Genomic DNA, 26,156 nt, shown 5'->3' on the forward strand with positions numbered 1-26,156 from the left:
AGGAATCCGGCATCCGTCGTAACGTGTCCTTATGGATAACCGAGCCGAGGTCCGGCAGTTCCTCTCCACCCGCCGCGGGCGCATCACGCCCCAGCAGGCGGGCATCGAACCGTACGGCGGGCGCCGCCGCGTGCCCGGGCTGCGCCGGGAAGAGGTGGCCCGGCTCGCCGGAGTCAGCGTGGACTACTACACCCGGCTGGAGCGCGGGAACCTCACTGGTGTCTCGGACAGTGTCCTGGACGCGATCGCGCGGGCCCTGGAGCTGGACCGCGCGGAACACGACCACCTCTACGACCTGGCGCGCACGGCCAACAGTTCGGGGCGTAAGCGCGCCGTCAGCGCGGCGCCGGTGGGCGTGCGCCCGGAACTGCAGTACCTCCTGGACACCATCACGGGGGCGCCGGCGTTCATAGGAAACAACCGGTTGGACATCGTGGCCGCAAACACCCTTGGATACGCCCTGTACTCGGACATGTACCGGGGCCCTGCACGGCCGGCCAACCATTCGCGGTTCATTTTCCTGGATCCCCGGGCGCACAACTTCTACACGGACTGGGAGCGCGCAGCCAGCACCAATGTGGCCGTCCTGCGCCGCGAAGCGGGCCGTAATCCGCATGACAAAGGCATTGCGGAACTCATCGGCGAGTTGTCCATGCGCAGCGACGAGTTCCGCACCCGCTGGGCAGCGCACAACGTCCGGCGGCACTATGCCGGAACAAAGTTCTTCCAGCACCCTGTGGTGGGCCTGCTCGAACTGAACTACCAGGTCCTGGGGCTCGAAGAGGACCCCGGGCACTCACTCACGGTCTACCCCGCCACCCCCGGCAGCCCTTCAGAGCAAAGCCTCAAGCTCCTCGCTTCCTGGGCGGCAACAGAGAAGATCGCCGAGCTGGCCCAGGCGCACGCGGGCTAGCTGGTGCCCGGTTCCACTGCCTCCGGCGCGTATTCGCAACCGCTGAGCCAGTGGAGCCGGCACCTGGCAACCAGTTCCGGGCGCCCGTCCAGTCACATTAACCACCGTTGCGGATCATGGCGCCGCGTTGCCCGGTTTGTCCTTCGGATGGCGCCATAAGTAGTGCCGTTTCCTTACGTTGAGCGTCTTGTGCCGGATGCTGGCCAACGGTGTGACCAGCGTGCTTAGGTATGTCAACGGTCTTAGCCGGACAGCACTGAACAGCCCACTGAACGAAGCAGAACGAACAGGAGGACCCGATGCCGGAAACCATCATTCGACGCCCACGCACCCGCCTTCCCGGTTCCGCCTGTTGTCCCACGCACCGAATGCGCGGCATGCGCACTGCCCGGCAGCGGCGGCTCACCCGCTACTGACTGCCTGCTGCTGGCAGCACGCACCACCTCTTTCCCCAACCCGGCTCCGGGCTCTCTTCGAGGGCCGGCTCGGCCGTGCCTTCTTCCGCTCCGCCTGCCACTTTTCCCACGCCAATCCTCCGAAAGGCCAACCATGACCTTCGCCGCATCCTCCCCGCCCCCGTCCGCTACCGGCGGCACTTCAACCTTCACCCGGCGCCGCGCCCTGGGCGCCTTCCTGGCCCTGCCGGCACTGGGCCTCCTCACCGCGTGCGGCGGATCTGCCACAGCCGGCAACCCCGCTGTTGACCAGGCCTCCCTGGCACCGCTGGCCACGTCCGTTCCTGCCGGGACCACCATCAAGGTGGGCGACCCCACCGTAAAAGTCGCCTTGGAACTCTCCGGCCTGAAGAAGGAGCTTGAGGGCTTCACCGTGGAGTTCGCCAACATCTCCGGCGGACCCCAGACCACCGAAGCCTTCCGCGCCAACGCCCTTGACGTCGGTTCCGTGGCGGACATCCCGCCCATCCACGCCACCTGGACCGGCCTGGACGTGCGCATCATCGCCAGCGCCTACCGCCAGGACGCCGTGAATCACCCGATCTATGAGCTGGGCATCGCCCCCGGAGCCGGCGTCACCAAGCTGGAAGAGCTGCGCGGCAAGAAGATCGCCTACAGCCCCGGCCAGGCCCAGGGCGCGCTGGTCCTGCGGATCCTCCAAAAGGCAGGCCTTTCGCAGGACGACGTCAAGCTCATCGAGCTGCCCAGCACCGGGGACACGTACTCCACAGCATTGTCCAGCAAGCAGGTGGACGCCGCCCCGCTGGGCGGGGTGCAGATCAAGCGCTACCTCGCCAAGTACAAGGCCGACGGCGGCACCACCCTCCGGCATGGCCTGCGGGATGACCCGGGGCACCTCTACTCCCCGGCCAAAGTCCTCGCAGACCCGGCCAAGGCGGCAGCCCTGGCCGCCTACGTCAAGGTGTGGGGCAAGGCCCAGCGCTGGATCGAGGACCACCCGGAGGAATGGCTCGAGGGCTACTACGTCAAGGACCAGGGCCTGTCACGCGAGGACGGCCAGTACCTCATCGAGGCCGCCGGCAAGCGGGACATTCCCACTTCCTGGGCTGAGGGCATTGCGCGGCACCAACTGACCATCGACCTGCTGTCCAAGGAACAGAAGAAGCCGGAGCTGACCGCGGCAAACCTGTACGACACGCGGTATGAGGCCATTGCCGGCACCGCATTCGCCGAAGCCGCCAAGGCAGGTGCGGTATGAGCGCCGCCGCCGTGCTGGACCGTCCCGCCGTCGAACCCCACCAGGACCCGGCCCTTGCAGGACGCGACGACGTCCGGCCCACCGGCCGGCGGCTTGGACCGGGCCGCCGGCATCGGCTGGCGTGGCTGTTGGGGCCTGGCGTGCTGCTGGCGCTGTGGACCGTCTCCTCCGCCACCGGACTGCTGGATCCGCGCGTTCTCTCCGAACCCTGGACGGTAGTGGCCACCGCCGGCGAACTGCTCGCCGACGGCCGCCTCCAGGAGAACCTCGCCATCTCCGCCCAGCGTGCCGGCCTGGGGCTCTTCTTCGGCATCGTCGTCGGCGCCCTGCTGGCCCTGTTCTCCGGCTTGAGCCGGGTGGGAGAAGCGCTGATCGACGGGCCCGTACAGATCAAGCGCGCCATTCCCGGCCTCGCCCTGATCCCGCTCCTCATTCTCTGGTTCGGCATCGACGAAACCATGAAGGTCCTCACCATAACCCTCGGCGTTTTCGTCCCCATCTACCTGCAGACCCACGCCGGGCTGCGCGGCATCGACCTGCGCTACGTGGAGCTCGCCCAGACCGTGGGCCTGAGCCGCGCAGCCTTCATCCGCAAGGTGGTCCTCCCCGGCGCCCTGCCCGGCTTCTTCCTCGGCCTGCGCTTCGCCGTCACCGGTGCCTGGGTGTCCCTGGTGGTGGTGGAACAGATCAACGCCACCAGCGGCATCGGCTACATGATGGAGCTCGCCCGCACCTATGGCCAAACCAACATCATCGTCCTCGGACTGGCCGTCTACGGCATTCTCGGCCTGATCTCCGACGGCGCCGTCCGCTTCCTCGAACGAAAGGCCCTCACATGGCAACGCACCCTGGCGGGCTGACCGCCGTCGCCCCTTTCCGCACCGCCCCTTCCAGCGCAGTTTCCGTCCGGGACCTGATCCGCAGCTTCGGCCCGAAAGGTGTGCTGAACGGCGTGGACCTGGACATCGCACCGGGTGAATTCGTGGCACTCCTCGGCCCCAGCGGCTGCGGGAAGAGCACCCTGCTGCGGGCCCTCGCCGGGCTGGACCACGATGTCCGCGGCAGCGGCGTGATCAGCGTCCCCGAGCGGGTGTCCGTGGTCTTCCAGGATTCCCGGCTCCTGCCCTGGGACACGGTGCTGGGCAACGTCACCTTGGGGCTCAGAGAGCACGACGCCGAGACCCGGGCGCGCAAGGCCCTCGCCGAAGTGGGGCTCGCCGGCCGCGAGAAGTCCTGGCCGCACGAACTGTCCGGCGGCGAACAGCAGCGCGTGGCGCTGGCCCGGTCGCTGGTCCGCGAGCCGCAGCTGCTGCTGGCGGATGAACCGTTCGGGGCCCTCGATGCCCTCACCCGGATCAAGATGCACGGCCTGCTGCGTGACCTGGTGGCCGCCCACCGGCCCGCCGTCCTGCTGGTCACCCACGACGTGGACGAGGCCATCGCCCTCGCCGACAGGATCGTGGTCCTGGATAGCGGCCGGGTGGCCACCGTCCGCACCGTCGCGCCGGAGATCGGCGGATCCGCTGCCGGAACCCCTACGGACGCCGCCGGCCATGAGGCACTGCGCCGCGAACTGCTCAACGACCTCGGCGTGGAACCCGCAGCCAGCCGCTGACCGGCCACCGCCGCCGTGCCCAGCCCCGGCGGTTGAACTCGCCGAAACCCGCACACTCCCCCACCCGCACATCCTGGAACAGGAGCACCCCATGACTTCCGAAAACGCATCCGAAAACCCATCCGGGCAGCGCAAACTGCACCTCAACGCCTTCCTGATGAGCACCGGGCACCACGAGGCGTCGTGGCGGCTGCCCGAGAGTGACCCGCAGTCCAGCACCAACATTGAGCATTACAAACAGCTGGCCCGCACGGCCGAACGCGGCAAGCTGGACTCCATCTTCTTCGCCGACTCCCCCGTCCTCTTCGGGGAGGTGGGCCGCCGCCCGGCCGGCAAGCTTGAGCCCACCGTCCTGCTGACCGCCATCGCCGGGGCCACCGAGCGCATCGGGCTGATCGCCACTGCGTCCACCACGTACAACGAGCCGTTCAACCTTGCCCGCCGCTTCGCCTCAGTGGACTGGGTCAGCGGCGGCCGCGCCGGCTGGAACGTGGTGACTACCGCCGGGCCTGACGCGGCACGGAACTTCGGCGTGGACGACCAGCCCGCCCACGCTGTCCGCTACGAGCGTGCGGCCGAATTCATCGAGGTTGCCCAGAAGCTGTGGGACAGCTGGCAGGACGACGCCGTGCTTGCTGACAAGGCCGAGGGAGTTTGGGGCGATTCCGAAAAGATCCGCGTCATCGACCACGAGGGCAAACACTTCAAGGTCCGCGGCCCGCTGAATGTGCCCCGGTCGCCGCAGGGGCACCCGCTGGTCGTCCAGGCCGGATCGTCCGAGGACGGCAAGGACCTGGCGGCACGTTACGCCGACGCCGTCTTCACCGCCCACCAGACCCTTGCTGATGCGCAGGAGTTCTACCGCGACCTGAAGGCACGCACCGCCGCGGCCGGCCGGGATCCGGAAACCATCAAGATCCTGCCCGGCATCGTGCCGGTGATCGGCGCCACCGAGGAGGAGGCGCTGGAGCTGGAGCGGGAACTGGACCGGTTGATCAAGCCCGAGTACGCACGGATCCAGCTGGCCAAGACGCTCCGGGTGGCACCGGAGGACCTGCCCCTGGACCGACAGCTGCCGGAGGACCTGCCCAGCGAGGACGAGATCGAGGGCGCCAAGAGCCGCTACACCCTGATCGTCCAGCTCGCCCGCCGCGAACAGCTCACGGTCCGCCAGTTGATCGGCCGCCTCGGAGGAGGCCGCGGGCACCGCACGTTCACCGGCACACCTGTCCAGGTGGCGGACGCCATCCAGGAATGGTTCGACGGCGGTGCGGCAGACGGCTTCAACATCATGCCGCCGGTGCTGCCCTCGGGCCTGGAGACGTTTGTAGACCAGGTGGTGCCCATCCTGCAGGAGCGCGGCCTGTTCCGCACCGAGTACACCGGCCGCACGCTGCGCGAGCACTACGGCCTGGGACGCCCGGACAACCGGTTCGCCGGCGATGTTGCACCTCAGCTCGCCTCGATCGGTTCGGCGTTCTGATGGGCAAGCAGCTGAAGCTCAACCTGTTCATCTATCCCGGCGGCCACCACGAGGCCGCCTGGCGGCACCCGAAATCCCACACGGACCGGCTGCTGGACATCCGCTTCTACCAGGAGCTGGCCCAGCGCGCGGAGGCCGCGAAGCTGGATGCTGTGTTCTACGCGGACGGCCCTGCGCTGGAGAACAACGTGCAGTATGCCACCAGGTTCCGGATCGAGCCGTTCACCTGGCTGTCGGCGATCGCCGTCGCCACCGAACGGATTGGCCTGATCGGCACCGCCAGCACCACGTACCTGGAGCCGTACAACGCGGCCCGGCTGTTCGCCTCGCTGGACCACATCAGCAACGGCCGGGCGGGCTGGAACATCGTCACCACCGGCGCGGAGCGGGCGGCCCGGAACTTCGGGCTGGACGAGCACCCGCCGCATGCCGAGCGCTACTCCCGGGCGGACGAGTTCGTCCGGGTGGCCGGGAAGTTGTGGGACAGCTGGGAGGACGGTGCCGTGGTGGCCGACGCCGGCAGCGGGGTTTTCGCCGACACGTCCCGGATCCACCCGATTGAGCATGAGGGCGAGTACTTCCGCGTGGAGGGCGCCTTGAACACCCCGCGGTCCCCGCAGGGCAGGCCGGTGTTTGTGCAGGCCGGGTCCTCCGACGACGGCAAGGCCTTCGCGGGCCGGCACGCCGAAGCGGTTTTCACTGCCCATCAGAGCCTGGAGAGCGCGCAGGGGTTCTACGCGGACATCAAAGCATTGACTGCGGCGAACGGCCGGGACCCGGGGCAGCTGCTGGTCCTGCCCGGCATCAGCCCCTACCTGGGTTCCACCGAGGCGGAAGGGAAGGCACTCAAGCAGGAGTTCGACGAGCTGACGCAGCCGGAGTACGGGCTGGGGATCCTGCGGAAACTGCTGGGCGTTGACCTGGACGGCGTGAAGCTGGACGAGCCCTTCCCTCCGGAACTGCTGGCTTCCGCCGGGAAGGCGGGCAGCCGCAGCCAGCTGGTCCTGGACCTCATCCGCCGGGAGAACCTGACGGTGCGCCAGGTGCTGCACCGCTTTGCCGGCGCCCGCGGGCACTATGTCTTCGCCGGGACCCCGGCGCAGGTGGCGGACGAGATCCAGCGCTGGTTCGAAAACGGCGCGGCGGACGGCTTCAACATCATGCCGCCGTGGCTTCCGGGTGGCTTTGAGGCCTTCGCCGATGAAGTGGTGCCCATCCTGCAGTCCCGCGGCCTCTTCCGCACCGAATACACCGGCCGGACCCTCCGCGAACATTTCGGCCTGGACCGCCCCGGAAGCCAGTACAGCAAGGCGGGCCAGAACGGCCCCGCAACCCGGAACAACCACCATCTCCTGGGAGCATCCGCATGACCGAATACCGCAACCTTGGGTCCACCGGCCTCAAAGTCAGCCCGCTGACGCTGGGCACCATGATGTTCGGAGCCATCGGCAACCCGGACCACGAGGACTCCATCCGCATCATCCACCGCGCTTTGGACTCCGGGATCAACCTGGTGGACACCGCCGACGTGTACTCCAAGGGCGAGTCCGAGGTGATCGTGGGCAAAGCGCTCAAAGGCCGGCGTGACGGGGTGGTGCTGGCCACCAAGGTCCACGGCCGGCTCGGTGAGGATGTGAACCAGGCGGGGAACTCGCGCCGCTGGATCATCCGCGAGGTGGAGGACAGCCTGCGCCGGCTGCAGACCGACTGGATCGACCTGTACCAGGTGCACCGGCCGGAACCGGACACTGACATAGACGAAACCCTCGGCGCCCTCACCGACCTGGTGCGGCAGGGCAAGATCCGCTACATCGGCACGTCCACGTTTGACCCGGGGCAGATCGTGGAGGCGCAGTACGTGGCCCGCGAGCGCCACCGTGAGCGGCCGGTCACGGAGCAGCCGCCATATTCCATCCTGGCCCGCGGGATTGAACGGGAAGTGCTGCCGCTGGCGCAGAAGCACCGGCTCGGCGTCCTGCCATGGAGCCCGCTGGCCGGCGGCTGGCTGTCCGGCAGGATCAAGCCCGACGGCGCGCACATCACCTCCAGCAGGGCCGCGCGGCAGCCGGAACGCCACGACCCGTCGTCGTCCGAAAATGCCCGCAAGACCCAGGCGGTACTGGAGCTGACCGAACTCGCCAACCAGGCGGGCCTGTCCTTGATCCACCTGGCGCTCGGCTTTGTGCTGGAACACCCGGCCGTCACGTCTGCGATCATCGGACCGCGGACGCTGGAGCACCTCGAGGGGGCGCTGGGCGCGGACAAGGTGATCCTGTCCAAGGACGTGCTGGACCGGATCGATGAGATCGTCCCGCCAGGCACCACGCTGAACCAGGCCGACGCCGGCTACCGGCCTCCGTCGCTGACTGACCCGTTGCTGCGGCGCCGCAGCCGTTAGTCCTTAACGTTCGGCCAATCAGGCGGGGTGTACCCGGGTGGTGAGGTAGAGGCGGTGGGCGGTGATGACCAGTGACAGCCACGCCGCACCGAGGGCCCAGGCGCCCAGCACGTCGGTGAGCCAGTGGTGGCCGAGGTACACCCGGCTGAGCCCCATGGTGGCGGCGAACACCGCCGCTGCCACTGCCGTCCAGGCGCGGGCCCGTGCGGATTTGAGGCGGAGGATGATCAGGTACGCCACGATCCCCGCGATCACCACGGAGTTCAGCGAATGTCCGCTGGGGAACGAGGCGGAGTATTCGTAGGGCGGCACCGCGTCCGCCAGGTCCGGCCGGGTCCTGCCCACGAGTTCCTTGCCGGCGATGGTCATCAGCAGCGAACCGAGTCCGGCAACAAGCATCAGGATGACGGGCGTCCAGGACCGCCGCCGCCAGGCAAGAAGGACCATAACCGCAAGGGCCAGCACCGGCATTCCAACGGTTCCGCCCACATCCGTGTACGCGGTGATGAGGAGATCCAGGGTGGGGGAACGCAAGGTTTTGGCACCATCCAGGACCGGGTGGTCCAGCCCTGCCACGCCATCGGCTTCGACTACGGACTCATAGACCTGGGAGAAAACGGCCGCCAGCGATACGGCCAGCACCGCCCCCACCGCCAGGGTGAGGACGAGAGCGGCGTGGGATCCCAGAAGGCCGCTGACTCTCTTGACGACTGAAGCCAGGAACCGGCCAGGTTTGGTGTCCCACCGGGTGAGGTCCTGGCCCCCGACGAAGCGGTCCTGCTGGACTTCACCGGTAACCCCGGTCTCGGCCGGTTTGTTGCCTGCAACCATGTCCCTGAGTCCTCCCTGCAGTATGCGAAACAATTAGTAAGCAAGCTTACCTTGCTCGGAGGGGTTTCCTCCTTGTCTCCCGCATCCTCCAGGCGCTGTTCCAGCGGGGCGGAATTATGCATTCACCGCCCGGCGCGAGGGCGTTTGGAGCTGGTTCAGGCAATAGTTCTTGAACCAGTGCCGAATGCCCTGCGGCAGCTTCGGATAGGCGACGGCCAGGACCTTGAACGTGCGGTTGAAACGGCGCTCATGCCGGTCGCCCCAGGGCAGGCCGAAGTCCTGGCGCAGCTGGTCCGGCAGGAGGCCCGCCGTGAGGAACCGGGCGGCGGGCATGATGGCCCGGTACCAGGGGGCGGTGTGCTTCGGGTACAGCAGGCCCCGCCCGAACCGCACGCCGATCTCGTCAGCGCGCAACGTGCGGATCCGTTCGTCCCAGTAGCGGCCGAACGCGGCCCTGTTCTCAGGCCACATGCGCTCGGGAAGCTGCAGGGCTGTGCCGAGCTTCGCATAGTCGCGGTACATGGCATCGGCGGATTCGTCGTCGAGCGGTCCGTAGATTTTCTCGATGATGGTCAGGGCAGTGTCGTAGAGCGTGGCGGTGACCCACAGCTGCAGCTCCGGATCGTAGGCATTGTAGGCAGTCGACTTCCCGTCGGCAGTCCCCCGCACGGGGACATGGGCCCGGTTCACCCTGCGGCGGACCTCTTTGACCTGTTCATCAGTGCCGTACACGATGGCGTAGACGTAGGTCAGGGTGCCTTGGAGCCTGTTGACCGGCCGGCCGGTGAAGGTGCTGTGCTCCGCGACGCCGCGCGCCACCCCCGGATCGGCAAGCTGCAGCAGGATGGCCCGCCCTGCTCCCGCAAGCAGGATGCCTTCTGCGCCCAAATCGGCTATTCCACCCACCATTTCAAAAGGGTACCGGAGGAGGGGACGACGGCGGCAAGTCCCTACCGCCGTCGTCCCCGCGGGGCTCCCGGGCTGGGCTCCAAGCCGCAGCGTCCGGCTTCGCAGTCGGTTACTTCGAGGACGACAGCCACTGGCCCCGAGAATCTCCTCGTCAACGATTTTTCGCAACTATGTTGAAAAAGCGGCAGCAATCCACCACCCACCGTAACTGTTGCAGCGAGACGCTGGAAACGATCCAGACGCCGGCCACCCGGACAGTAAAGTTCGCTTTACAGTCAAGCGTCCTTTACACTCACGAGATCGAGACAAAACGACAAATGGGGGATGGCATGAACGGCAACGGCAGCAAAACTGCGACGAAAACTGCACGCAGCACATGGGGGCGGACACGATTCGGTTCGCGTTCCGTGCCCGCCCTGGCCCTGGCGATCCCGGTGGGAGTAATCCTCGCCGTGCTGGCGTCGGGCGCCGCCCTGCTGGCGGGCTTCTCGCAGCAGCAGCCGCTCCTGGGTGCGGCCGTCGCGGCAGGGGCTACGGTGGCACCCCTGACCGGCCTCGCCTGGGCCGTCCTGGTTGACCGCAACACCCTGCGGGGAGCGGCGGCCCGCCCGGAGGAATCCGTTGAGTCGCGCTGGTACGGCGCATCCGCCGCTGGCGCGTTCCACGATCTCCTGATCGTCGTCGGCCTGGCCACGGCGGTGCTTTTCCTGACGCCCCTGGAGATGGACGGCTCGACTGCCCTTGTGTGCATGCTCATCGCAGGCGCCTTGTCCGTGGGGGTCCGGTATGCCGTGAATAAGAGGCGAGGCTAGGTGGACAACCGCATTCCGGAACTGCGCAAGGACCATGGCTGGAGCCAGCAGAAGCTGGCCGACGCCCTGGGCGTCTCCCGGCAAACCATCATCTCCATCGAAAAGGGCCGCTTCGACCCGTCCCTCCCGCTGGCCTTCCGGCTTGCCGCACTTTTCGATCGCCCGATCGAGGACATCTTCACACCCGCTGAGCCCGAAGGATAGTCAGCACTAGGTTGACGGGCTGTCGAGTTTTGCCAGTTTCTGGACGATCCGGTCCACCAGCGACGCCGGGTCCTCGTGGATGTCCACCGCGATGTGCGCCTCGTCGGCACCAAGCGGCTCCAGCGTCGCCAGCTGGGAAGCAAGCAGGCTGCCCGGCATGTACTCATGCTCCCGGGTGCTCAGCCGGTCCGAGATGGTGGCAGCGTCCCCGGCGAGGTGGATGAACACCGTGTCCGGGGCGAAACTGCGCAGCAGGTCCCGGTAGCTGCGCTTGAGCGCGGAGCAGGCGATGATGCAGGAGCCCGCTCCCCCGGCCGGGTTGGCCAGGGCGGCTCCGATCTCGGCGAGCCAGGGCGCCCGGTCGTCGTCGTCCAGCGGAATGCCGCCGGCCATTTTGGCCTTGTTGGCGGCCGGGTGGAAGTCGTCGCCGTCGAAGAACGGAACGCCCAGCCGCTCTCCCAGCAGGGAACCGACCGTAGACTTTCCGCACCCGGAAACACCCATCACCACCAGCGGCGGCAGCGTGCTCATGACGTGCTGCCGGCGCCGAAGCTCAGCAGGACCTTTCCGGATTCTGCGGAGTTCCGGGCCACGCCGAAGGCCTCCAGCGCGTCTTCCACCGGATATTCGTGCGTGATGACGGGCTCGATGTTCAGTGAGCCGTCGGCGAGTGCGGCGATGACGTCGTCGATCTCGTTGTTGAACCGGAACGAGCCCTTCAACTCCAGCTCCCGGGTGATCGCCAGCGAAATCAGCACCGGCTGCGGCCCGGTGGGCAGCAGCCCCACCATCACCACGGTGCCGCCGCGGGTTGCCCCCTGGATGGCGGACGCCAGGCCGTGATGGTTGCCGGAGGATTCAATCACGATGTCGGCCTCCACGGCGGCGATCGCCTCCGCATCGCCGGCGGTGATCACCTGGTCCGCCCCCACCGCTTGGGCGATGTCCAGCGGCCTGGTGTGCATGTCGACGGCGGTGATGCGGCTTGCGCCGGCCCGCTTCAGGACCGCGACGGCAAGGGCGCCGATGGGGCCGCTGCCGATCACGAGGGCGGACTTCCCGGCGACGTCCCCGGCCCGCGCCACTGCGTGCCATGCCACGGAGGCGGGCTCGATCAGCGCCGCGGTGCGCAGGTCGATGCTGTCCGGCAGGATGCGGAGCATCCGGGTGGGGAGGTTCACGTACCGGCTGAACGCGCCGTCCTTGTGCGGGAACCGCGCGGCGCTGCCCAGGTAGGTGCAGCCAGGAGACAGGTTGGGCCGGTCCTCCGGGTACCGCGCGGCGCCCGGACCGGGAGTGGCCGGGTGGACCGCCACCGGGGTGCCGGCAGCGGGGCCGGTCCCGTCAGCTGCGGCACGGACCACGGTCCCGGAAATCTCATGTCCCAGCACCAGCGGGGCCTTCAGGATGGATTCACCCGCGGCCCCGTGCAGCCAGTAGTGCAGGTCGGAACCGCAGATGCCGCCGTAGTGCACCTCGATCACGGCCTCGTCGGAGGCAGGAGCCGCGAGGGTCAGTTCGTCGATCCGGAGGTCGTTGGCGGCATGGGCCACCACCGCCGGGCCCGTAATAGGGAGAGCTGTATCCAGTGTCATCAGACCACCACCGTCATTCCGCCGTCGATAAAAATGGTCTGCCCGTTCACGAAGTCAGAACCGCTGGAAGCCAGCCACACGGCCGGTCCGGCGAGGTCCTGCACGGTCCCCCACCGGTTGGCCGGGGTGCGGCCCAGGATCCAGGAGTTGAACTGCTCATCATCGACCAGGTTCTGCGTCATCTCGGTGTGGATGTACCCCGGCGCGATCCCGTTGATCTGCAGCCCGNGATCTCGTCCTCGACGTCAAAGATGGTGAAGGTCATGCCGTTGGTGTGCCGCGGCAGCACGGTCAGCGGCCGCAGCACCATGTCCTTCACCCCGTACGGCAACGGCACGGCACCGGCAAGCTGAAGCCTGCCGGTCTCGGCGATCGACGCCAGGCGCTCCTCCACCTCCTCGGGCAGGATCACCTCCGGGTGGAAGCCCTCCAGCCCCAGCAGGATCGCCGTCATGGTGCCGTGGCCATGCCCCGTCGCCGCGAGCGACCCGTACAGGTCCACCCGCAACGACGCCACGTCCGCGAGCTTGCCCAGGCCCTTAAGCTCCTCCGCGAAAACGGCAGCAGCCCGCATCGGCCCCACAGTATGGGAAGACGAAGGCCCGATCCCAATCGAGAAAAGGTCAAAGACTCCAACAGCCATGCGCGTGTTTCCTAACTGGTTTGAAGGTCAGGAGTTTTTGTCCAGATATGCAGACTTAAACGCCCCCGAACTCGGCTTATCTGGACAAAAACTCCGTGGTTAGGCGAGTGGTGCGACGCCGGGGTAGAGCGGATGCGCCAAAGCGAGAGCCTCGACGCGGTGACGCAGGCCCGAAAGGTCCGCATCGGCGTCGGCCGTTAATGCCTCGGCGATGATGTCCGCCACCTCGCCGAAGGCAGCTTCGCCGAACCCGCGCGTGGCCAGGGCGGGCGTGCCGATGCGCAGGCCGGAGGTGACCATCGGCGGGCGCGGGTCGAACGGGACGGCGTTGCGGTTGACCGTGATGTCGATGGCCGCGAGCCGGTCCTCGGCCTGCTGCCCGTCAAGTTCGCAGTTGCGCAGGTCAACGAGGACCAGGTGCACGTCGGTGCCGCCGGAGACCACGCTGATGCCCTTGGAGGTGACGTCCGGCTGGACCAGTCGCTCGGCCAGGATCCCGGCGCCGGCCAGAACACGTTCCTGCCGCTCCTTGAACTCCGCGGACGCGGCGATCTTGAACGCCACGGCTTTGCCCGCGATCACGTGCTCCAGCGGGCCGCCCTGCTGGCCCGGGAACACCGCCGAGTTGATCTTCTTGGCGATGTCGGCATCGTTGGTCAGGATGATGCCGCCGCGCGGACCGGCGAGGGTCTTGTGCGTGGTGGACGTGGTGACGTGCGCGTGCGGCACCGGCGACGGGTGCAGCCCTGCGGCCACCAGTCCGGCGAAGTGGGCCATGTCCACCATGAGGTAGGCGCCCACGGAGTCGGCGATCCGGCGGAACTCGGCGAAGTCCAGCTGCCGGGCGTAGGCGGACCAGCCGGCCACGATCAGCGCGGGCTTGTGCTCCTGCGCGAGGCGCTCCACCTCGGCCATGTCCACCGTGTGGGTGTCCTCGCGGACGCCGTACGGCACCACGGTGTAGAGCTTGCCGGAAAAGTTAATCTTCATGCCGTGCGTGAGGTGGCCGCCGTGGGCCAGGTTCAGGCCCATGATGGTGTCGCCCGGCTTGATCAGCGCGTGCATCACCGAGGCGTTGGCCTGCGCGCCGGAGTGCGGCTGCACGTTGGCGAACTCCGCCCCGAAGAGTGCTTTGATCCGGTCGATAGCGAGCTGTTCGATGACGTCCACGTGCTCGCAGCCGCCGTAGTAGCGCTTGCCAGGGTAGCCCTCAGCGTACTTGTTGGTCAGCACCGAGCCCTGCGCCTGCATCACGGCGACGGCGGTGTGGTTCTCGGAGGCGATCATCTCCAGGCCGTCGCGCTGGCGGGTGAGTTCGTCGTCGATCTTCGCGGCGATCTCCGGGTCAAGGGCGGACAGGTCGGCGTCCAGCGACGCGGAGACTACCTGCTCGTAGGCAGCGGTTGCGGCGGTGGCGCTCACAGCTCGCCGCCGTTGGCTGCTGCGTACTCTTCGGCGGACATCAGCGGGCCCTCTTCGGTGACGGCCACCTTGAAGAGCCAGCCGGCGCCGTAGGGGTCGTTGTTGATCAGGGCGGGGTCGGAGACCACTTCGTCGTTGATCTCCACCACTTCGCCGGTGACCGGGGCGTAGAGGTCGGAGACCGACTTGGTGGATTCCACCTCGCCGCAGGTTTCCCCCGCGGTCACCGTGGAGCCAACCTCGGGCAGGTCCACGTAGACGATGTCGCCGAGGGCTTCGGCAGCCACAGCGGAGATCCCGACGCCGGTAGGCCCGGATCCGTCAACAGCAATCCACTCGTGCTCGGCCGAGTATTTAAGTTCAGCAACAACTTTTGCCATGTGTATTTCCTTTAGCTTCGTGTGTGAAAAATGAGAGAGGGTTAGCCCAAACCCCACATCAAGTGAGAGAGCGTCTGGTTAGAACCGACATCAAGTGAGAGAGCGTTACTTCTGGCGCTTGTAGAACGGGAGCTGGACTACTTCGAACGGCTCGGGCTTGCCGCGGAGGTCGATGTCCAGGGCCGTGCCGGGGGCTGAGTGTTCGACGTCGACGTAGGCCAGGGCGATCGGGTAGCCGAGGGTGGGGCTTGGCTGGCCGGAGGTCACCTCGCCCACCACGTTGCCATCCTTCAGGACCGGGTAGTGGCTGCGGCCGGCGCGGCGGCCCATGCCCCTGAGGCCTACGAGCTTGCGGCCGGAGGTGGACCCGGCGCCCAGTTCCTTGAGTTCGGCCAGCACAGCCTTGCCCACGAAGTCCGATTCCTTCTTGAGCGACACCACAGGGCCGAGCCCGGCAGCATACGGGTTGCCTTCGCGGGAAAGCTCGTTGCCGTAGAGCGGCATACCGGCTTCGAGGCGGAGCGAATCGCGGCACGCGAGCCCGGCGGGGATGAGCCCGTGGCCGGCGCCAACTTCCAGCAGTGCGTCCCACAGGCCGGCGGCGTCCTCGTTCGGGATGTAGATTTCGAAGCCGTCCTCGCCGGTGTAGCCGGTGCGGGCGAGCAGCAGTTCCTGCCCGTTAATCTCTACGTTCACAGCCGCGTAGTACTTCAGCTCAGTCACCAGTGCGTGCTGCTCAGCGGGGACCAGCGTCAGGAGGATGGCCTCGGCATTCGGTCCCTGCACCGCGATCAGCGAGGTCTCTGCGGACACGTCCTCCACACGGACGTCGAAGCTGGCGGCCCGCTCTTCCAAGGCAGCGGCGACCACCGCGGCGTTGCCGGCGTTGGGGACCACGAGGTATTTCTGCTCGCCGCGGCGGTAGGAGATGAGGTCGTCGATGATGCCGCCGTCTTCCTGGCAGATCAGGGAGTACTTGGCTTTGCCCACCGCCACGGCGGACAGCTTGCCCACCAGGGCGTAGTCCAGGAACGCGGCGGCGTCGGGGCCGGTGACCCAGACTTCGCCCATGTGGGAGAGGTCGAACAGCCCGGCGGCGTTGCGGACGGCGTGGTGTTCGGCCAGTTCGGAGCTGTACTTCAGCGGCATCTGCCAGCCGCCGAAGTCGGTGAAGGAGGCGCCGGCGATCTTGTGCTGCTCGTACAGCGCGGTGTAGTTCTCAGTCATCACGGAATCCTTAGTTCTCAAATTCGGAAAGCGGCGGGCAGGAGCAGACCAGGTTGCGGTCTCCTGCCGCTCCGTCGATGCGGCCCACGGGCGGGAAGTACTTGTCCTGCCGCAGCGAGGCCACCGGGAAGACGGCCTGCTCGCGCGGGTAGGAGCGGTTCCAGTCGGAAGAGATGGTGGCGGCAGCCGTGTGGGGTGCGTTGCGCAGCGGGGACTGCTCTACGGTGAAGTCGCCGGCGGCCACCTGGTCGATTTCATTGCGGATGGTGATCATGGCTTCGATGAAGCGGTCGATCTCCGCGAGGTCCTCGGACTCGGTGGGTTCCACCATCAGGGTGCCTGCCACCGGGAACGACAGCGTGGGGGCGTGGAAGCCGAAGTCGATCAGGCGCTTGGCCACGTCCTCCGCGGTGACGCCGGTCTTGGCCGTCAGGTCGCGCAGGTCCAGGATGCACTCGTGCGCCACCAGGCCGCTTGTGCCCGTGTACAGGACCGGGAAGTGCTCGTCCAAGCGGGCGGCAACGTAGTTCGCGGCGAGCAGCGCGGACTTGGTGGCCTCGGTCAGGCCCTGCCCGCCCATGAGCTTTACGTATGCCCAGGAAATTGGCAGTACACCGGCGGAACCGAAACGGGAAGCGGAAATCGCGACGCCGTGGCCGGCCTCAGCGTTTTCGGAAGAAGCGTTGTTGGCGTCGCCCGGCATAAACGGCGCCAGGTGTGCCTTGGCAGCGACCGGGCCCACGCCGGGCCCGCCGCCGCCGTGCGGGATGCAGAACGTCTTGTGCAGGTTCAGGTGCGAGACGTCGCCGCCGAACTTGCCCGGCTGCGCCAGGCCGACGAGGGCGTTCAGGTTGGCGCCGTCAACGTACACCTGGCCGCCGGCTGCGTGGATGGCATCGCAGACTTCGCGGACGTCGGCGTCGTACACACCATGAGTGGACGGGTAGGTGATCATGATCGCGGAGAGGACATCCTTGTGGGCCTCGATCTTGGCCTGCAGGTCCGCGTGGTCAATGGTGCCGTCGGCAGCGGTAGCCACAACAACAACCTTCATGCCGGCGAGGACAGCGGACGCCGCGTTGGTGCCGTGGGCGGACGCCGGGATCAGGCAGACGTTGCGCTGCGCCTCGCCCCGGGAGTGGTGGTAGCCGCGGATGGCCAGCAGGCCGGCGAGCTCGCCCTGCGAACCGGCGTTGGGCTGGATGGACACCTGGTCGTACCCGGTGATCTCGGCGAGGTCGGCTTCCAGTCCGGAAATCAGTTCACGCCAACCGGCAGTCTGGGAATCCGGGGCGAACGGGTGGATCGAGGCGAACTCGGGCCAGGAGATGGCCTCCATCTCTGCCGTGGCGTTCAGCTTCATGGTGCAGGAGCCCAGCGGGATCATGGTGCGGTCCAGCGCCAGGTCCCGGTCGGAGAGGCGGCGGATGTAGCGCAGCAGCTGGGTTTCGGAGCGGTGGGTGTTGAACACCGGGTGCTGCAGGTAGGTGGAGGTGCGCAGCACCGGCTCCGGCAGCTCGAAACCGGCCCCCTCCACCACGGGACCGGCGCCGAAGGCGACAACAACCGCGGAGAGGACCTCCGGCGTCGTGGTTTCATCGACGGACACGCCAACTGTGTCCGCGTCGATGAGGCGCAGGTTGATGCCACGGGCTTCGGCGGCCGTGATGACCTTGTGGGCCTTCCCGGGCACGCGGACCGTGATGGTGTCGAAGAAGGTGTCGCTGACCAGTTCGCGGCCTGCCACCCGAAGCGTGGCGGCCAGGGCGCGGGCGTTGTTGTGGACGGTTTCGGCGATCGCCTTCAAGCCGTCGGGGCCGTGGTAAACGGCGTAGAAGGAGGAGACGATGGCCAGCAGGGCCTGCGCTGTGCAGATGTTGGAGGTGGCCTTCTCGCGCCGGATGTGCTGCTCGCGGGTCTGCAGGGCCAGGCGGTAGGCGGGAACACCGGCGTTGTCCTTGGAGACGCCCACGATGCGGCCGGGAAGCGTGCGCTCCATGCCTTCGCGGACGGCCATGTAGGCGGCGTGCGGTCCCCCAAAGAACAACGGCACGCCAAAGCGCTGGGTGGAGCCGACGGCGATGTCAGCGCCCTGCTCGCCCGGAGGCGTGATGAGGGTCAGGGCCAGGAGGTCGGCGGCGACGGTGACCAGTGCACCGCGGTCCTTGGCCTCGGCGATGACGGCGGACTGGTCCCAGACGCGGCCGGAAACGCCGGGCTGCTGCAGGACCAGGCCGTTGATGTCGCCCTCGGGCAGGCCGGCCGTGAGGTCGGCAATTTCCACCTCGAAGCCGAGGGCTTCGGCGCGGCCCAGCACGATGGCGATGGTCTGCGGGAGCAGGTCGGCGTCGAGGACCGTCTTGCCGTCCTTGGCACTCTTGTTCTTGTTGGCGCGGCGCATCAGGAGCACGGCCTCGGCGGCAGCCGTGGCTTCGTCGAGCAGGGACGCGTTGGCCACCGGGAGCGCTGTGAGGTCCTGCACCATCGTCTGGAAGTTCAGCAGCGCCTCAAGCCGGCCCTGGGAAATCTCAGGCTGGTAGGGGGTGTAGGCGGTGTACCAGGCGGGGGCTTCGAGGATGTTGCGGCGGATCACCGGCGGGGTCACAGTGTCGTAGTAGCCTTGGCCGATCATCTGGACCGCGGTCTTGTTTTTGGCGGCGAGCTTGCGGAGCTCGGCAAGGACCTGGACTTCGCTGAGGGCGCTCTCGAGGGTGAGGGGCTTGTCCTGGCGGATGGAATCCGGCACCGCGCTGTCCACGAGGCCATCAAGGGTGTCGTAGCCGACGGCCTTGAGCATGGTGTCAATGTCGGACTGGCGGCGCGCGCCGATATGGCGGTCTGCGAAGGTGGTGGGGGACGATTGAACCGTCATAAGAGGAACTCCATAATTCAGGTGATGCCGAAGCACCACGTTGATTCGGGTTCCTCCCCGCTCTGTATTGGACCTGAGAGTTTTGCGTTGCCCTGATGCCAGGACGCCACTTGCACCGTCGGTGAGCCCGGGTGCCCGGACTGCTTTCCAGAGTTGCCTTGCCGCGGCGGTACGTGGGCCTGAGAGATTCCTGGGGAGGATTTGCTCCTACGGCGCCTGCAGAACGTACCGGCAGGACTCTCCCGCCGCAGATCATAAGCACGTGCCACTGGTGGGTGACACGGCTCACACCTTACCTTGTAGAGTTGCTGAACGCAAAATTATGCGTCCGAACAAGGCAAGCGGACGACGCCGGGACGTGCCGCCGTCGTCCGTCCCGCCAAGGTGCCGCGCGGCTCCAGCGGAAAAACCCCAGCCTGTCCGAGGATCCCGTGCCCGAGGACAGGGCGCCTGAGAGAATGGCCCCATGGAGATCGCCCTGGGACTTCTGGTTCTCGTTGCGGTGGTCTGCGCCGGCAGTGCGCTGGGACGGAAACTCAACATTTCGGTGCCGCTGCTGCTGGTGCTGGCCGGGGTGGTGGGCTCCTTCCTCCCGTTCGTCCCGGAGATTGAGCTGAACCCCGAGCTCGTCCTGGTGGGACTGCTGCCGCCGCTGCTGTACGCCGCGGCGCTGCGGACCTCGCTGTTCGATTTCAGCTCCAACCGCCGCTCCATCGGCCTGCTCTCGGTGGGCTACGTCATTTTCGGCACCATCACCGTGGGCTATGTGGTGTGGTGGCTGTTCCCGGAGATCCCGCTGGCCGCCGCGATCGCGCTCGGCGCGGTGGTGGCGCCGCCCGACGCCGTCGCCGCCACCTCCATCGCCCGGAAGGTGGGGATGCCGCGGCGGATCGTCACCATCCTGGAGGGCGAATCCCTGGTCAACGATGCGACGGCGCTGATCTGCCTCCGGGCAGCCATCGCCGCGATTTCGGGAACAGTATCCGTTGCCGCAATCGTCGGCGACTTCCTGCTCGCGGTGGGCGGCGGACTGGCGGTGGGCATCGCGGCCGCCTACGTGCTGACCGAACTACGCAAGCGGATCCGCAACGTCCCCATCAACACCTCCACCTCACTGGTGGCACCCCTGGTGGCGTACCTGCCGGCGGAGGCAATCCACGCGTCGGGTGTCCTCGCCGTCGTGGTTACCGGGCTCATCATGGGCACCAAGGCGCCGTCGATGCCCAACGGTGCCGCCCGGCTGAGTCAGCGCAGCAACTGGAACACGGTGCAGTTCCTGCTCGAGAACGCGGTGTTCCTGCTGATCGGGCTGCAGGTGCGCAGCATCGTGGACGGCGTCCAGGACGATTCGTTGGGTGCCGGCCGGATCTGGATCGGCTGCGTGGTGATCCTGCTGGCGGTGCTGATCCTCCGGCCGGTGTGGGTTTTCCCGGTCACATACCTGCCCCGGTTAATTCCGGCGGTGCGGCGCAACGATCCGCCACCGCCGTGGCAATTCCCGGCCATTGTGTCCTGGGCCGGGATGCGCGGCGTGGTCACCCTGGCCGCGGTGCTGGTGCTGCCCGAGGACCTGGAACACCGTTCAGTGCTGATCCTCGCCGCTCTGGTGGTGGTGGGCGGCACCCTGACGCTGCAGGGCTTTACCCTCCCGGCGCTGGTCCGGGCGCTGCGGGTGCAAGGCCCGGACCAGCGCGAGGATGCCTTGAACAAGGCGTCGCTGATGCAGGTTGCCACGGCCGCCGGAGTGGCGCGGCTGCAGGAGCTGGGCACTGAGAACGATCCGCCCGAGGTCCTGGCCATGCTGAAGCGCCGCACCCAGGAGCGGGGCCTGGCGGCGTGGGAACGGCTGGGCCGGCCGTCTGCAGAGACATCGACGCCCAGTGCGCGCTACGCCCAGCTGCGGCTTGCCATGCTGGAGGCCGAACGGGCCAAAGTGCTGGAGCTGCGGCGCGGCGGCGAGTACGCGCAGGAGGTCCTCAGCGATGTCCTGGAGCGGCTGGATGTTGAGGAATCCATGCTGGACGTGGCGCTGGACGAGGTGGACACGGCCGGCGAGGGCGGCGGCGAAGGCATCGCGCGGCCGGGCGGCGTTTGCGGGCACCTGGAGTCGGCCCGGCCCCGGGAGGCGCCCGCGGGCGCCTTCTGCGAGGACTGCCTGCGGGAAGGCACGACGCCGGTCCACCTGCGCATGTGCCTGGCCTGCGGGAACGTTGGGTGTTGCGATTCCTCACCCGCCACCCATGCGTCCCGGCACTTCGCGTCGACAGGGCACCCTGTGATGCGGAGCATCGAGCCGGGCGAGGACTGGCGCTGGTGCTACCGGGACGACCTGCTGGGGTGAGGCACCCCTGAGGTGACGGAAACGGCGGCGGAACGCAGTACTGGATTGTTGTGGCGTAACGTCCGCTACGGGTTGTTGGGACTGCTGTTTCTGCCGGTTCTGTAACCTGCCCAAAACGCCAGCAGCAGCAGGCCCACGACGGCGATTGCCAGGCCGATCCGGGTTCCCTGCGAAACGAAGGCCGTCCCGGTTCCGCTGAAGACCTGGTTGCTCAGCGGCGCGTAGGCGAACCAGCCGAAGCTTTCAGTGGCGTTGCTGTTCCACGCAACAATGCAGCCAACCAGCACCACGGCCAAACCCAGTAGGGGCACGACGGCGGCACGGACTGTGGCGCGTTTGCGCGGTTGGCGTTCATCAGGCGTGTTGTTGTCCCCCATGCAGGCGATTCTAGCCGGGCCTGCATGGACGGGTTTAGGCTTGCCGGATGTTGACCATCGGCACCACCGTCCTCGGCGTCAACGACGTCGCCCGCGCCACCGAGTTCTGGCACGCCGCCCTCGGCTATGTCCCCCGCGAACCTGGCGACGGGACCTGGGCAACCCTTGCACCGGCGTCGGGTCCCGGGGCGCTGCTGTCACTCATGCTGAGTGAGACGCCTGTACAGGACCGCCCGCGGATCCACCTGGACCTCTATGCGGATGACCAGAACGCTGAGGTGGAGCGGCTGGTGTCCCTCGGCGCCCGGCGCGTGGACTGGGACCTGTACCCGGAGGACCCGGACTTCATTGTCCTCGCCGACCCGGACGGCAACCTGTTCTGCGTCATCGACAAAAGCGCCGGCTGACAAAGCGGCGGAGCCCGCCGCCAGGCACACTTCATGAAGCCTGATGTCGTGCGGTGACACTGCCCTAACCGGTGTTGACCAGCCCGGGAACATCTGGGCCCGCCAGGCCGTTGGCATCCCTACGACCCGCACTTCGAGTGCAGCGGCACCCAACAGAACGGAACCTCATGGTCAGGGCTATCTGGAACGGAAAAGTCATCGCAGAATCCACGGACACCGTGGTGGTGGAGGGTAACCATTACTTTCCGCGCGACGCCGTCAACGCCGGCTACCTCAGGGACAGCGACCTCTCTTCCATCTGCCCGTGGAAAGGCAAGGCCAGCTATCACACGCTCGAAGTAGACGGCAAGCTGAATATGGACGCCGCCTGGTACTACCCGGAGACAAAGCCGCGGGCAAAGGAAATTCAGGACCGGATCGCTTTCTGGCGCGGGGTCACCATCGAGGCCTAAGACCAGGGAGCAGCGGATGACGGCAGAACCCTCCTCCGGGGTAACCGGCATCTGACTGGTTTTCCGGGAAAGACGATTTGGCCGGTTGGGCGCGACTGCTCAGGTGGCGGCCGGGCCAACCAATTCGTTGTAGTCCGCGGACAGTTGGGATGTGATCTCGTCCCACTCACCGGGCGACACCGCCTCGCGTAACGTCACCATCACCGCCCGGGCCGCCTCGCGAGCGGCTTCCTCGTTCACCCCCGCCCGTTCGGCAAGACGGCGGACGAACTCATCCACATCGAAGTCTTCCGCGTTCTCCTCCACCAATTCGGACAGCATCGGTTTTAGTTCTGCCGGCAATTGGGCGGCGAGGTCGCGGGCCTCGCCGCCGCTGATCCTCTCCGCCAGAGTCCTCAGGGTGTCATAGGTAAGGGTCTGGGCGCGGCTGGGCGGTACATTGGCCCGTTTCGCAACGAGGTCGACGAATTGGTCGAATTGCATGGCTGTCCCCTCAGGGTGGAAGGCGGTTGTCTGGAGGGCGCTTAGAGTGGCGCCGGACGTGGGGCTGCGCTCGTCCAATTCTCCGCCCGCGGGGTGCCGCTGTCCAGGTGACGGACGGACGCGTATTCAGCCCGCATGCAGTTACCGGCAGGATGGAGAATCACAGGGTCGCTGCTTCCTCCTCTGCCAGCCTGATTAAGCGAAGTTCGTCCTCAACCGCACGGGCAGGCCAGTAGTCCTTGGCCAGTTCGTCGGCCCAAACCCTGTCTGCGTCCGGGAAGATCTTCCCGAACATGCCGGCCGACTCCAGCAGGGCGATCAGGGCAAGTACGCGGGCGTCCAGCTTCTTGGGATCGTGCTTGGCGGCAGGAGGCGTCGCAGCATCAGCCGGCCCCTCGGTTGCCGTGGGTTCCGGGACCTCCGGCTCCGGCGAGTCGACGAGCGTGGCCAGGATCCTCTGCAGCAGAGCCGCCTCAGGGGCGTGGTCCTTTTCCGGGTAGCGCACGGCACGGAAGCGGCCCAGGTGCTTTTCACCCACGTGCTCCACGATGCCGAGCGACACGAGGCCCTCATACACGCGGAGCACCTGGACGCGGCCCTCCAGCGCGGACACCCACCACTTGGGAGTGTGCGGCCGGGACTTGCCGCGGATCAGCTCCAGCTCGCGTTGGAGGTGCGTCTCGGGGACGCTGTCGGTGGGTCTGACGTACTTGCCCCGCAGCTCAATGGCCCCGAGCAAGTTCAGCTCAGCCAGGGTTGCCCCCGCCACGGTGGTCCTGAGCGCGAACACAGGGACCTCGGCTTTGCCGCTTATGTCATTGGTGGCCAGCAGCAGGAAAGCCTGGGGAAGGCTCAGCTCCGGTGGCGTCGGTATTTCCGCGTTCATAGCAATATGGTGCGCCCGCTGGACGGCGGCGGCAATTGCCCGGAGTACCCTGCTTTTCACTTTGTCCGCAGGCTTAAGCTGATACCAGCAGGTCCGTCTTTTCAGCATCCCGGGAGGCCATCATGGGCCCTGAAACCGCCAGCGTGACCGGCCACGATGTCACCACCATCACCTGCATCTGCGGCAACACGGTCAGCCAGGATGGACTGATCCAGGCCAACTCCCGTGGGGTCCCCATTGCAGGCGGAGATTCCCCGGTCCCGGCGGGTCTGGCGCCCTGGCCTGAGGACGAGGACCTCTACACGCTGTGCCCGCGCTGCGGCCGCGTGTACCGCGATGCCGTCATTGAGGAGACGGGGACCGCGCCAGTTGCTTTCCAGGTGGACGTCGCCGCAGGCCCCATCGCCGAAGCCATCAAAGCGCACTGGAACCTCAGCTCTTAGCCACTAACTGAAGGGACGTTCGGCTCCAGGCTGCACCCTGCGGTTGGCAGCCCGAGGACTTCCTGGCGCGGCTGTAGCAGCCCGGACAAAAGGTGGGCGGACGACGGCGGCACGCACCGCCGTCGTCCTTCTCACCGGGCTGCCGGGCCAGTAGGCCGCGGCAGGGTCAGCACCAGAATCCGGTGAGTTTCCCGGCAAGGGCTTTGCCCTGGTTGAAGCCGGCCCGGGCGGCGGGCGGACGGAGCGACAGGTCCATCGCGTTGGCGCCGAACATGTGCTCGGAGCCGCTGTCCGGGAAGACCGTCTCGACGTGGCTGCCGGCGGCGCGCAGCTCGTCTACCTGCGTTGCGAGCTGCATGCCCCAGTCCAACGGCGTCCGTGTCCTGCCGCCGAACGGCGAGAGAACCAGCACCCGCCGGTATCCGGCTGCGAGGTCGGCATTTTCATTGCGCCGGTAGCCGCCGTCGATGTAGCGCTTGTATCCGATCCCGTAGGCGAAGCCACTGGCGCAGCTTGCGGCGACGGCGTCCACCAGGTCCACGCCGCTGCGGCTGTCGAACACCGCCGGTTCACCGGTGTGGGCATCGACTGCGGTGATGAGCAGCCGGTGCTGCGGCCAGTCATGGCCGGAGAAACGCGCGGCGACGGTGGCGCGCCACCGCTCGGAAGGGTCGTACGCCGAGACCAGGTCAAGTGCCGCGGCGCCCATCCTGCGGCGCATGTCCGCCGCATCCTGAGATTCGGCAATGATCCTGCCCGTCCGTTCCAGATGGTCAGTCACCGGCCGGACCGAAGCCGGTCCGCCGCCGGATCCTGCCGGCGGCGCCTGGGGCGCCGGAGCGGCGTCGAGGATGGCGGCGAGCAGATCGGCGGGGGCCGCAGCGGCTATCTGTGCGGCGGCAGTGGATCCGGCAGATGTCCCGATGATCAGTTCAGCGCCGGTCACGTCCAGCCCGGCGTCGGACATGCCGGCGAGGACACCGATCAGCCAGGCGTTGCCTGTGGAACCGCCGCCGCCGAGAACCAGGGCACGGCCGGAAGCCGCCGTCGAAGGGACGTGCGGAGTTGAATAGGGTGTGGTGTTCATGGGAGTCGCCTTTCGCGAATTGCCTGATGACGCTCCCGGCGGCGGCTAGGTCAGCCGCACGATCGTGGGCTGCAGGGGAGCGCCCATTACGGATACTGCGTTCATGGGTCTCACCTCCTGCTCAAATGTCACGATGTACCGAATACTCGCACACGCGTTCAGACGTCTGCAACCGGTAAATTTGAAGGGATGATTTCCATTGACCGGGACGATCCCGCACGCAGCGATGTCCATCAGCTCCTGAGCGAACACCTGGCAGACATGTTCGCCACTTCCCCCGCCGAAAGCGTCCACGCCCTGGACCACTCAGCGCTGTCCGTCCCGTCGATCACGTTCTGGACGGCACGTGAGGACGGCGGCCTGCTGGGCTGCGGCGCGCTCAAGCTGCTGGACTCCCCGGCCGGGTCCCCCGTGCACGGCGAGATCAAGTCCATGCGCACCACGGCAAGCGCACGCGGACGTGGCGTGGCCACCCTGATGCTCCGGCATATCCTCGCCGACGCCCGCGCCCGGAACCTCGAGCGCGTCTACCTCGAGACCGGCACGGAGGACTACTTCGCTCCGGCACGCCGCCTGTACGCGCGCCACGGCTTCACGGAATGCCCGCCGTTCGCCGGCTACGTCCTGGACCCCAACAGCGTGTTTATGGAACTGCGCCTCCAGGCGAACCACGCGGGGTTACTTCCGGCCCAATAATCGCCG

Annotated in this window: 27 protein-coding genes, 1 pseudogene and 2 riboswitches; of the genes and pseudogenes, 14 read left to right on the forward strand and 14 right to left on the reverse strand. The window is 67.3% G+C overall.

Annotated features, from left to right (window positions below):
• The first annotated feature begins 31 nt into the window (after positions 1-31).
• The 7 genes from BACI348_RS17985 (at position 32) to BACI348_RS18015 (ending at position 8,083) form a co-directional block, all read left to right on the forward strand.
• A complete protein-coding gene (locus BACI348_RS17985; protein WP_159828720.1) occupies positions 32-913 on the forward strand; it encodes a helix-turn-helix transcriptional regulator in 882 nt (293 codons plus the stop codon).
• A 549-nt stretch (positions 914-1,462) separates the two neighbouring features.
• The gene (locus BACI348_RS17990; protein ID WP_159828723.1) at positions 1,463-2,587 is read left to right on the forward strand and encodes an ABC transporter substrate-binding protein; all 1,125 of its coding nucleotides are present in this window, start codon (positions 1,463-1,465) and stop codon (positions 2,585-2,587) included.
• Positions 2,584-3,447 carry an ABC transporter permease gene (locus BACI348_RS17995; protein ID WP_159828726.1) on the forward strand — a complete coding sequence of 288 codons (864 nt, stop codon included), beginning with the start codon at positions 2,584-2,586 and terminating at the stop codon, positions 3,445-3,447. The genes BACI348_RS17990 and BACI348_RS17995 overlap by 4 nt, the downstream gene beginning before the upstream one ends.
• The gene (locus tag BACI348_RS18000) at positions 3,423-4,202 is read left to right on the forward strand and encodes an ABC transporter ATP-binding protein (RefSeq protein WP_159828729.1); all 780 of its coding nucleotides are present in this window, start codon (positions 3,423-3,425) and stop codon (positions 4,200-4,202) included. The genes BACI348_RS17995 and BACI348_RS18000 overlap by 25 nt, the downstream gene beginning before the upstream one ends.
• A 91-nt stretch (positions 4,203-4,293) precedes the next feature.
• Positions 4,294-5,685 carry an LLM class flavin-dependent oxidoreductase gene (locus BACI348_RS18005; protein ID WP_159828732.1) on the forward strand — a complete coding sequence of 464 codons (1,392 nt, stop codon included), beginning with the start codon at positions 4,294-4,296 and terminating at the stop codon, positions 5,683-5,685.
• Positions 5,685-7,055 carry an LLM class flavin-dependent oxidoreductase gene (locus BACI348_RS18010; protein ID WP_159828735.1) on the forward strand — a complete coding sequence of 457 codons (1,371 nt, stop codon included), beginning with the start codon at positions 5,685-5,687 and terminating at the stop codon, positions 7,053-7,055. Before BACI348_RS18005 ends, BACI348_RS18010 begins: the two co-directional genes overlap by 1 nt.
• The gene (locus BACI348_RS18015; RefSeq protein WP_159828738.1) at positions 7,052-8,083 is read left to right on the forward strand and encodes an aldo/keto reductase; all 1,032 of its coding nucleotides are present in this window, start codon (positions 7,052-7,054) and stop codon (positions 8,081-8,083) included. The genes BACI348_RS18010 and BACI348_RS18015 overlap by 4 nt, the downstream gene beginning before the upstream one ends.
• Before the next feature lie 18 nt (positions 8,084-8,101).
• Here the strand turns inward: BACI348_RS18015 and BACI348_RS18020 are convergent, their stop codons facing one another.
• Together BACI348_RS18020 and BACI348_RS18025 are read right to left on the reverse strand one after the other, a co-directional pair.
• Entirely contained in the window at positions 8,102-8,914 is an 813-nt protein-coding gene (locus BACI348_RS18020; RefSeq protein ID WP_159828741.1) for a phosphatase PAP2 family protein, read from the reverse strand.
• Between the two features lie 114 nt (positions 8,915-9,028).
• On the reverse strand, positions 9,029-9,823 hold the full coding sequence (locus BACI348_RS18025) for an oxygenase MpaB family protein (protein WP_159828744.1): 795 nt from the start codon (positions 9,821-9,823) through the stop codon (positions 9,029-9,031).
• Positions 9,824-10,152: 329 nt separating this feature from the next.
• On the opposite strand from BACI348_RS18025, the gene BACI348_RS18030 reads away from it, so the two are divergent.
• Both BACI348_RS18030 and BACI348_RS18035 read left to right on the forward strand, forming a co-directional pair.
• Positions 10,153-10,635, forward strand: a complete 483-nt coding sequence (locus BACI348_RS18030) for a hypothetical protein (protein WP_159828746.1) — start codon at positions 10,153-10,155, stop codon at positions 10,633-10,635.
• Complete coding sequence (locus tag BACI348_RS18035) at positions 10,636-10,839, forward strand: helix-turn-helix transcriptional regulator (protein WP_159828748.1); 204 nt, start codon at positions 10,636-10,638, stop codon at positions 10,837-10,839.
• Between the two features lie 6 nt (positions 10,840-10,845).
• Here BACI348_RS18035 and BACI348_RS18040 read toward each other — a convergent pair whose 3' ends face one another.
• From BACI348_RS18040 to gcvP, 8 genes and pseudogenes are all read right to left on the reverse strand, one after another.
• Positions 10,846-11,370, reverse strand: a complete 525-nt coding sequence (locus tag BACI348_RS18040; RefSeq protein ID WP_159828750.1) for a gluconokinase — start codon at positions 11,368-11,370, stop codon at positions 10,846-10,848.
• Positions 11,367-12,434 carry an L-idonate 5-dehydrogenase gene (locus BACI348_RS18045; protein WP_201298447.1) on the reverse strand — a complete coding sequence of 356 codons (1,068 nt, stop codon included), beginning with the start codon at positions 12,432-12,434 and terminating at the stop codon, positions 11,367-11,369. Before BACI348_RS18045 ends, BACI348_RS18040 begins: the two co-directional genes overlap by 4 nt.
• Positions 12,434-12,662: SDR family oxidoreductase (locus BACI348_RS18050; protein WP_159830300.1), on the reverse strand; the 229-nt coding region annotated here is incomplete at its 5' end. The genes BACI348_RS18045 and BACI348_RS18050, both read right to left, overlap by 1 nt.
• Position 12,663: 1 nt before the next feature.
• Positions 12,664-13,077 (reverse strand): annotated as a pseudogene (locus BACI348_RS18055) (serine dehydratase beta chain); the annotation flags it as partial.
• A gap of 99 nt (positions 13,078-13,176) precedes the next feature.
• Positions 13,177-14,499 carry a serine hydroxymethyltransferase gene (gene glyA, locus BACI348_RS18060; RefSeq protein ID WP_159828752.1) on the reverse strand — a complete coding sequence of 441 codons (1,323 nt, stop codon included), beginning with the start codon at positions 14,497-14,499 and terminating at the stop codon, positions 13,177-13,179.
• Positions 14,496-14,879, reverse strand: a complete 384-nt coding sequence (gene gcvH, locus BACI348_RS18065) for a glycine cleavage system protein GcvH (RefSeq protein WP_159828754.1) — start codon at positions 14,877-14,879, stop codon at positions 14,496-14,498. The genes glyA and gcvH overlap by 4 nt, the downstream gene beginning before the upstream one ends.
• Positions 14,880-14,984: 105 nt before the next feature.
• The gene (gene gcvT / locus BACI348_RS18070) at positions 14,985-16,106 is read right to left on the reverse strand and encodes a glycine cleavage system aminomethyltransferase GcvT (RefSeq protein WP_159828756.1); all 1,122 of its coding nucleotides are present in this window, start codon (positions 16,104-16,106) and stop codon (positions 14,985-14,987) included.
• 10 nt (positions 16,107-16,116) lie between these two features.
• Positions 16,117-18,978, reverse strand: coding sequence for an aminomethyl-transferring glycine dehydrogenase (gcvP, locus tag BACI348_RS18075; RefSeq protein ID WP_159828758.1), 2,862 nt, complete (start codon positions 18,976-18,978; stop codon positions 16,117-16,119).
• A gap of 52 nt (positions 18,979-19,030) precedes the next feature.
• Positions 19,031-19,134, reverse strand: a riboswitch (glycine riboswitch).
• 1 nt (position 19,135) lies between these two features.
• Positions 19,136-19,233: riboswitch (glycine riboswitch) on the reverse strand.
• 211 nt (positions 19,234-19,444) lie between these two features.
• Between gcvP and BACI348_RS18080 the strand changes: the two genes are divergently transcribed.
• Complete coding sequence (locus tag BACI348_RS18080; RefSeq protein ID WP_159828760.1) at positions 19,445-21,319, forward strand: Na+/H+ antiporter; 1,875 nt, start codon at positions 19,445-19,447, stop codon at positions 21,317-21,319.
• Between the two features lie 65 nt (positions 21,320-21,384).
• Here BACI348_RS18080 and BACI348_RS18085 read toward each other — a convergent pair whose 3' ends face one another.
• Complete coding sequence (locus BACI348_RS18085; protein WP_159828762.1) at positions 21,385-21,696, reverse strand: hypothetical protein; 312 nt, start codon at positions 21,694-21,696, stop codon at positions 21,385-21,387.
• Positions 21,697-21,743: 47 nt separating this feature from the next.
• Between BACI348_RS18085 and BACI348_RS18090 the strand changes: the two genes are divergently transcribed.
• Together BACI348_RS18090 and BACI348_RS18095 are read left to right on the forward strand one after the other, a co-directional pair.
• Positions 21,744-22,103 (forward strand): VOC family protein, encoded by a 360-nt coding sequence (locus BACI348_RS18090; RefSeq protein ID WP_159828765.1) that lies wholly within the window; start codon positions 21,744-21,746, stop codon positions 22,101-22,103.
• A gap of 167 nt (positions 22,104-22,270) precedes the next feature.
• Positions 22,271-22,555 carry a DUF427 domain-containing protein gene (locus BACI348_RS18095; protein ID WP_159828769.1) on the forward strand — a complete coding sequence of 95 codons (285 nt, stop codon included), beginning with the start codon at positions 22,271-22,273 and terminating at the stop codon, positions 22,553-22,555.
• Between the two features lie 99 nt (positions 22,556-22,654).
• Here BACI348_RS18095 and BACI348_RS18100 read toward each other — a convergent pair whose 3' ends face one another.
• Together BACI348_RS18100 and BACI348_RS18105 are read right to left on the reverse strand one after the other, a co-directional pair.
• Positions 22,655-23,038, reverse strand: coding sequence for a DUF2267 domain-containing protein (locus tag BACI348_RS18100; RefSeq protein ID WP_159828772.1), 384 nt, complete (start codon positions 23,036-23,038; stop codon positions 22,655-22,657).
• Between the two features lie 160 nt (positions 23,039-23,198).
• Positions 23,199-23,924, reverse strand: a complete 726-nt coding sequence (locus BACI348_RS18105) for a GOLPH3/VPS74 family protein (protein ID WP_159828775.1) — start codon at positions 23,922-23,924, stop codon at positions 23,199-23,201.
• Positions 23,925-24,046: 122 nt separating this feature from the next.
• On the opposite strand from BACI348_RS18105, the gene BACI348_RS18110 reads away from it, so the two are divergent.
• Positions 24,047-24,367 carry a hypothetical protein gene (locus tag BACI348_RS18110; protein ID WP_159828778.1) on the forward strand — a complete coding sequence of 107 codons (321 nt, stop codon included), beginning with the start codon at positions 24,047-24,049 and terminating at the stop codon, positions 24,365-24,367.
• A 166-nt stretch (positions 24,368-24,533) separates the two neighbouring features.
• On the opposite strand, the gene BACI348_RS18115 is transcribed toward BACI348_RS18110, so the two are convergent.
• Positions 24,534-25,454: a patatin-like phospholipase family protein gene (locus BACI348_RS18115; RefSeq protein WP_159828781.1), complete on the reverse strand. Its 921-nt coding sequence runs from the start codon at positions 25,452-25,454 to the stop codon at positions 24,534-24,536.
• Positions 25,455-25,643: 189 nt separating this feature from the next.
• Here BACI348_RS18115 and BACI348_RS18120 point away from each other — a divergent pair, with 189 nt between their 5' ends.
• Entirely contained in the window at positions 25,644-26,150 is a 507-nt protein-coding gene (locus BACI348_RS18120) for a GNAT family N-acetyltransferase (RefSeq protein ID WP_159828784.1), read from the forward strand.
• Positions 26,151-26,156: the final 6 nt, after the last annotated feature.

It is taken from the genome of Arthrobacter sp. 9AX, assembly GCF_902506095.1.
In the GTDB taxonomy this organism is placed as follows: Bacteria; Actinomycetota; Actinomycetes; order Actinomycetales; family Micrococcaceae; genus Arthrobacter.